The sequence below is a fragment of the Zhongshania sp. genome (assembly GCF_041623545.1).
Lineage (GTDB): Bacteria > Pseudomonadota > Gammaproteobacteria > Pseudomonadales > Spongiibacteraceae > Spongiibacter.
On the sequence record NZ_JBFJWS010000218.1, the window covers coordinates 1 to 5,462 of the forward strand.

At 51.7% G+C, this 5,462-nt stretch carries 6 protein-coding genes; 4 read left to right on the forward strand and 2 right to left on the reverse strand.

The features are described 5' to 3' along the window. Nucleotides 1-76: 76 nt before the first annotated feature. Nucleotides 77-793 (forward strand): Sir2 family NAD+-dependent deacetylase, encoded by a 717-nt coding sequence (gene cobB, locus ABYT30_RS14870; protein ID WP_373097317.1) that lies wholly within the window; start codon nt 77-79, stop codon nt 791-793. A 10-nt stretch (nt 794-803) separates the two neighbouring features. On the opposite strand, the gene ABYT30_RS14875 is transcribed toward cobB, so the two are convergent. Further along, on the reverse strand, nt 804-2,222 hold the full coding sequence (locus tag ABYT30_RS14875; protein WP_373097318.1) for a PLP-dependent aminotransferase family protein: 1,419 nt from the start codon (nt 2,220-2,222) through the stop codon (nt 804-806). 168 nt (nt 2,223-2,390) lie between these two features. Between ABYT30_RS14875 and ABYT30_RS14880 the strand changes: the two genes are divergently transcribed. Together ABYT30_RS14880 and ABYT30_RS14885 are read left to right on the forward strand one after the other, a co-directional pair. Next, a complete protein-coding gene (locus ABYT30_RS14880) occupies nt 2,391-2,552 on the forward strand; it encodes a hypothetical protein (protein ID WP_373097320.1) in 162 nt (53 codons plus the stop codon). Between the two features lie 25 nt (nt 2,553-2,577). Next, nucleotides 2,578-3,366: a PhzF family phenazine biosynthesis protein gene (locus ABYT30_RS14885; protein WP_373097321.1), complete on the forward strand. Its 789-nt coding sequence runs from the start codon at nt 2,578-2,580 to the stop codon at nt 3,364-3,366. Nucleotides 3,367-3,382: 16 nt separating this feature from the next. Here the strand turns inward: ABYT30_RS14885 and ABYT30_RS14890 are convergent, their stop codons facing one another. Then, nucleotides 3,383-4,258, reverse strand: coding sequence for an AraC family ligand binding domain-containing protein (locus tag ABYT30_RS14890; RefSeq protein ID WP_373082255.1), 876 nt, complete (start codon nt 4,256-4,258; stop codon nt 3,383-3,385). A 208-nt stretch (nt 4,259-4,466) separates the two neighbouring features. Between ABYT30_RS14890 and ABYT30_RS14895 the strand changes: the two genes are divergently transcribed. Beyond that, a partial coding sequence (locus tag ABYT30_RS14895) for an aldehyde dehydrogenase family protein (RefSeq protein ID WP_373097322.1) occupies nt 4,467-5,462 on the forward strand: 996 nt, incomplete at its 3' end.

Genomic DNA, 5,462 nt, shown 5'->3' on the forward strand with positions numbered 1-5,462 from the left:
ATCCGATGCGGAATTTGAGCAGACGTATGTACTTAATCGGCGTCCGTGGTTTTAGAGCTACCTGGGTTGAATTGCTGTGACAAAGCGCATTGTTGTGTTAACTGGTGCGGGTATTTCGGCTGAGTCTGGCATTAAGACTTTCCGCGCCGCCGATGGCCTATGGGAAGAACACCGAGTGGAAGATGTGGCAACCCCTGAGGCGTTTGTTGCTAACCCTGATCTGGTCCAAGGGTTTTACAATCAGCGACGGCGCCAGCTATTAAGTCCCGATGTAAATGTTAATCCCGCACATTTGGCCCTCGCCGAGTTTGAAAGAAATTTTGCGGGTGAGTTTTTATTAATTACCCAGAATATTGATGATCTTCACGAGCGCGCGGGCTCGCACAAGCTCATTCATATGCATGGCGAACTGCTTAAAATGCGCTGTAGCTACAGCGGTGTTGTCTCTGCGATTACTGGCGATATTGCTACCGAGGATCGCTGTCGCTGCTGTGGACTCAGGGGTGGTTTGCGGCCACACATTGTGTGGTTTGGTGAGATGCCTTTGGCGATGGACGAGATATACAGCGCACTTGAGCAGTGCGATGTGTTTATTGCGGTGGGCACTTCGGGCAATGTTTACCCCGCGGCGGGATTTGTGCAGGCGGCGGCTAGCGTCGGCGCCCATACGATTGAAGTGAACCTCGAACCTTCGGCGGTACAGTCGGCTTTTTCGGAGGCCCGCTATGGACTGGCGAGTATTGAACTGCCGCGATTGCTCAATGAAATATTAGAATCAGCGCGTATTGATTAGCGTCAGTCGATTAAACACACTGAGCTCGAGCGAGTGCCCCTAGAGTCGCAAGGCCCTGCTCTAATTGTAAGTTCCATGAGCAGGCGCAGGAAATTCTTAGGCAGTGGCGATATTTCTCGCTGGCGGTAAAGAGTGGGCCAGCTGCAATGCTGATGTTTTCCGCTAGCGCTTGTTCTGCTAAGAGTAGTGTGTCGATTTGTTTGGGTAATTCAAGCCACAGGGCGTAGCCGCCACGGGGTTGGGTGATTTGGGTGCCGCTGGGCATGTGCCTCGCTAAAGTCTCTCTAATGCGGGCGGTTGACGTTGCCAGTGCGGCGCGCATCCGGTGCAGATGGCGGTCGTATTCCCCGCTGCGCAGCATCCGCTCGGCGGCCAACTGCGGAATTGTGGCGCTGGCCGCATTAAGCGTGAACTTCTGGTAGTTCAATTCCTCACTGTGCTTGCCGCCGGCAATCCAGCCGATTCGCAGTGCTGGTGACAGGGATTTAGATAGCGACGAGCAATACAGCACATTGCTTCCAGTGTCGTAGCGTTTGGCTATGCCTGGGCGTTGTTGCTCAAAATTTAAGTCGCCGTAAATGTCGTCTTCAATTAGTGGAATATTTGCCGCGCTGAGCATGGTCACTAAGTCTTGCTTGCGCTTTTCTGTCAGCGTAGCGCCGATGGGGTTGCTAAAGTTTGTGACGACAATACAGGCTTTTACTGGCCATTGTTCAATGGCTAATTGCAGTGCTTCTAAAGAAATTCCCTGCTGGGGATCTGTGGGGATTTCTAAGGCTTGCAAACCGAGAGAGTCAATAATCTGGAGCAAGCCGTAAAACAGGGGTGATTCTAAGGCGACAATATCGCCCGCTTTACAGCTCACTTTAAGAGCTAAATACAAGGCCTCTTGGCAGCCTTGGGTAATAGTGATGTCGTCTGCTTGGAGGTGGCAACCGAGCTTGTTCATGCGTTTAGCCAGCTGCTGGCGTAAGCCTAAGTAGCCTGGTGGGAATTCGTAAGCATTGCTTTTGCTATGAGGGTGGTGAGCCGCACTCGCTAAGGCCCGCTCAAGGGCAGCAACAGGCAAAAAGCTGGCATCCGGCACTGTAGCGCCCAGGCTTAACATGCCGGGCCGCCTCGTGGCGGAAATGACCTGCATTACTCGTTGTTGGCTGCTGATAAGCGTTGGTTTGGCGTCGGGCTTGGTTTCGCCGGGGCAGCATACGGTGTTTTCAAAGCGGGCTTTAATATAAAACCCCGAGCGGGGTCGCGCCTCGATATATTGCTCCTGTTCTAGGTAGCGATAGGCGGCGAGGGCGGTAGACATACTGACGTGGTAATTCGTACTGGCTTGTCGGACTCCCGGTAACTTATCGCCGGTATTGAGCCGGCCTTGCTCAATATGATTGGCAATTTCGCTGGCGACTTGGCGATAGCGGGGTGGCATGGTTGCCTCCTATTGTAAGCTGTTATGCATAACAGTTTTGTATAAACTGCATCTGTACTGGTGTAAATTTTATTTAGTGTATCTGTTATGCTTTCGTTTGTCGCACTACGCTATTTCCTGTTCGTGCTAATACCTTAGTGCGAGATCAGGAGTTAGGAGGGGGCGACGATGGATACCGTAAAATGGTTTGCTTATCAGTTAAAAAAGCCTGTGTGGCTAGCTAAGTTGGCTAAGCTCATAGCGGTTGCCGCGATGCTGGTCGCTATGTCGCTTGTTACGCGAGACCTGCCGAATAATCTTGCGCAGCCGTGGTGGTGGAATTTCCATTAGCGTTGCTATCAGTCGAGGAAGAGAAATGAATTATTTTGTGGTGGATGCGTTTGCGACAAGTAAATTTACGGGGAATCCCGCAGCGGTGTGTTTGCTTGACACTGAACTTCCTGATGGGGAATTACAGATGCTCGCGGCGGAGTTCAATTTATCAGAAACCGCTTATCTTCAACGCTTGGAGGAGGGCTATTATCGCTTGCGCTGGTTTACCCCGACGATCGAGGTCAATCTCTGCGGCCATGCAACCTTGGCGGCGGCGCACGTTTTGTGGGCGCATTGCGAGGTCGCTGTAAATTCGCTGCGTTTCAAAACGCGCAGCGGTGATTTGACGGCGAATCGAGGTATTGATGGTGTTAGCTTAGAGTTCCCGCTAACGCCCATTTCATCAGTAAGTAGTGCGGAAAATACCGCCTTGCATGATGTGACTGGGGGGATTGCCGCGGCGCGTCGCGCGGGTGAGGATCTACTTATTGAATTAGCTGACGAGGCTGCTGTGCAAAGTTTTATCCCTAATCTGTCACTTATCGCAGCATTGCCGGCACGGGGGCTGATTGTTACCGCTATGGCGAGCCGCGAACCTCGGGTCGACTTTGTCTCGCGTTTCTTTGGTCCTGCAGCCGGTATCAATGAGGACCCCGTGACAGGCTCAGCACATTGTGCGCTGGCGCCCTACTGGGCGCCTAGATTTGGTCGCAATGAGTTAAAGGGCCGACAATTGTCTGCGCGAGGTGGCGACGTCGGTGTTGTTATTGCTGGTGATAAGGCGATATTGTCAGGCCGAGCGGTAACCGTAATGGCCGGCGAAATTTATTAAGCCCTGTGTTGTACGGTTAGCTGCGTCGATGTTGGCGATATTCACTGGGTGCTAGGCCAATGGTCTTTTTAAACAAACGGGAGAAATAATAAGCGTCGTCGTAGCCGATGGCCGCGGCGACTTGTTTTATCGATTGCCCAGTGCTGTCGAGTAAATAGCAGGCGCGCTGAATTTTCATATTAATAAAGTACTGAATGGGTGATTGCCCAGTGTGGGCCTTAAATTTTTTGGTGAAATGATATTTCGATAATTTCGCCTCAGCAGCGAGTTCATCTAGATTGAGCTGGCCGTGGATGTGTTCTTGCATCGTGGCGCGCAGCCGCTCAAAGTTTAGCGCCTTGCCACTTTGGGGCTGTTGCTGACGGATGAGTAAGGCGATATAGCTGAGCAGGGCTTGTAGTTGATGGCCACCCTGTACAAACTCGGCAAACTGATAGGCGCTGCGCCGCAATTCCGAAAGGCCGTCGAAGATGCGGACGACCCTCGGTTGCACACCAATATTAAAACAAGGGCTACTGAGCTGAATATGACGGTAAAAATCTTTGGCAAGTCGGCCTTTGAAGTGCAGCCAGTAGATGGTCCACGGGTCTCCGCTGTCGGCGTGGTAGGCGTGGGGGTGGTCTGGTGGCAGAATAAACATATCGCCGCTGCTAACGCGGTAGCTTTTGTCGTCGCAGCTCAAGGTGCCGTGGCCGTCAATACAGTAAATGATTAAATAGCTGTCGTGTTGCTGGCGCTGCATTCGGTGGCCAAAAGCAGCGGGATAATACCCTACGGCAACAGGGTACAAGCTTTCGCTGAGAGCGTGCGCCGCTAATTGATTTTGCACAAATTGTGGCGTAAGGAAGCGAATTCCCTGGGGCGGTAGTGGCCAGTCTGAAGTAATTGGCATGCTAAGTAATTGGAATCCAATTGGTTTTTAAATGCTTAAGGAAGGTGCTTTGTATTCACACTTGATGCGCAATATAGTCCATCAAGTCGGCAATATAATCAATCCTACCTTTCACTCATCTGTGTTTATATGGTAGCCCAATTTACGCACAGCTATTTGCCGCACAGCTATGCTACTGTAGGCACAAACAATAACCGGGAGATCCACCATGGCCACTGTAACCGCCACTGCGACGACTGAAGAAGCAAAATTTGTCCAGTCTCTGGTCGCACGCTCGCGTGCAGCACAGGCACAAATTGCCAATTACAGCCAAGAACAAGTTGATGAATTGATCACCGCAATGGTGTGGTCAGTTGCGCGCCCAGAGGTGGCTGAGAAAATCGCCCGTTTTACCGTAGAAGAGACCCAGCTGGGCAACTACGAAGGCAAATACCTTAAAATCTTCAAGAAAACTCGTGCCGCCTTGTTTGACATTATCAACGACAAATCCGTTGGTGTACTTGAAGAGGATAAAGAGCGCAATATCGTTAAAATCGCTAAGCCCGTTGGTGTTATCGGCGCCTTAACGCCCTGTACAAACCCAGAGGCAACGCCGGTTATTAAGGCAATTTCTGCGGTAAAAGGCCGTAACTCCATTATTGTTGCGCCGCACCCGCGTTCTAAGCTTACTAATAAAATGATCTGCGATTTAATGCGCGGCGCGCTGAAGGCCTGTGGTGCCCCAGAGGATCTGGTAATTTCCATCGACACGCCGTCAATGGAAGCTACCGCTGAATTGATGAAGCAGGTTGACCGGGTGCTCGCGACTGGCGGTGCGCCCATGGTGAAGTCGGCCTACTCAAGCGGTACGCCAGCACTGGGCGTGGGCGCGGGTAATGCGGTTATCACGGTTGATGAAACTGCCGATCTTGACGAGGCTGCTGAGAAAATTCGTATTTCCAAGACGTTGGATTTAGCGGCGTCATGTTCCTCTGATAACGCGGTTATTGCGCTAGAGTCTAATGTCGATGCCTTGCTTGAAAAATTGCAGGCTCAGGGCGGCTATATTTGCAGCCCTGAAGACAAGAAGAAGTTGGAGGCGATCATTTGGGAAGATGGCCATATTGCCGCGCGCATTGTGGCCCAGTCTGCGCCGGTCTTAGCGGAGATGGCGGGTATCGATCTGCCGGAAGGAAAGACCTTCTTCATCGTGCCAGAAACTGGC

What these genes read in the sequence shown, in the direction of transcription:
- ABYT30_RS14875 (WP_373097318.1), bottom strand. Translation starts at nt 2,222, where the DNA reads ATGCCACCCCGCTATCGCCAAGTCGCCAGCGAAATTGCCAATCATATT.
- ABYT30_RS14880 (WP_373097320.1), top strand. Translation starts at nt 2,391, where the DNA reads ATGGATACCGTAAAATGGTTTGCTTATCAGTTAAAAAAGCCTGTGTGG.
- ABYT30_RS14885 (WP_373097321.1), top strand. Translation starts at nt 2,578, where the DNA reads ATGAATTATTTTGTGGTGGATGCGTTTGCGACAAGTAAATTTACGGGG.
- ABYT30_RS14890 (WP_373082255.1), bottom strand. Translation starts at nt 4,258, where the DNA reads ATGCCAATTACTTCAGACTGGCCACTACCGCCCCAGGGAATTCGCTTC.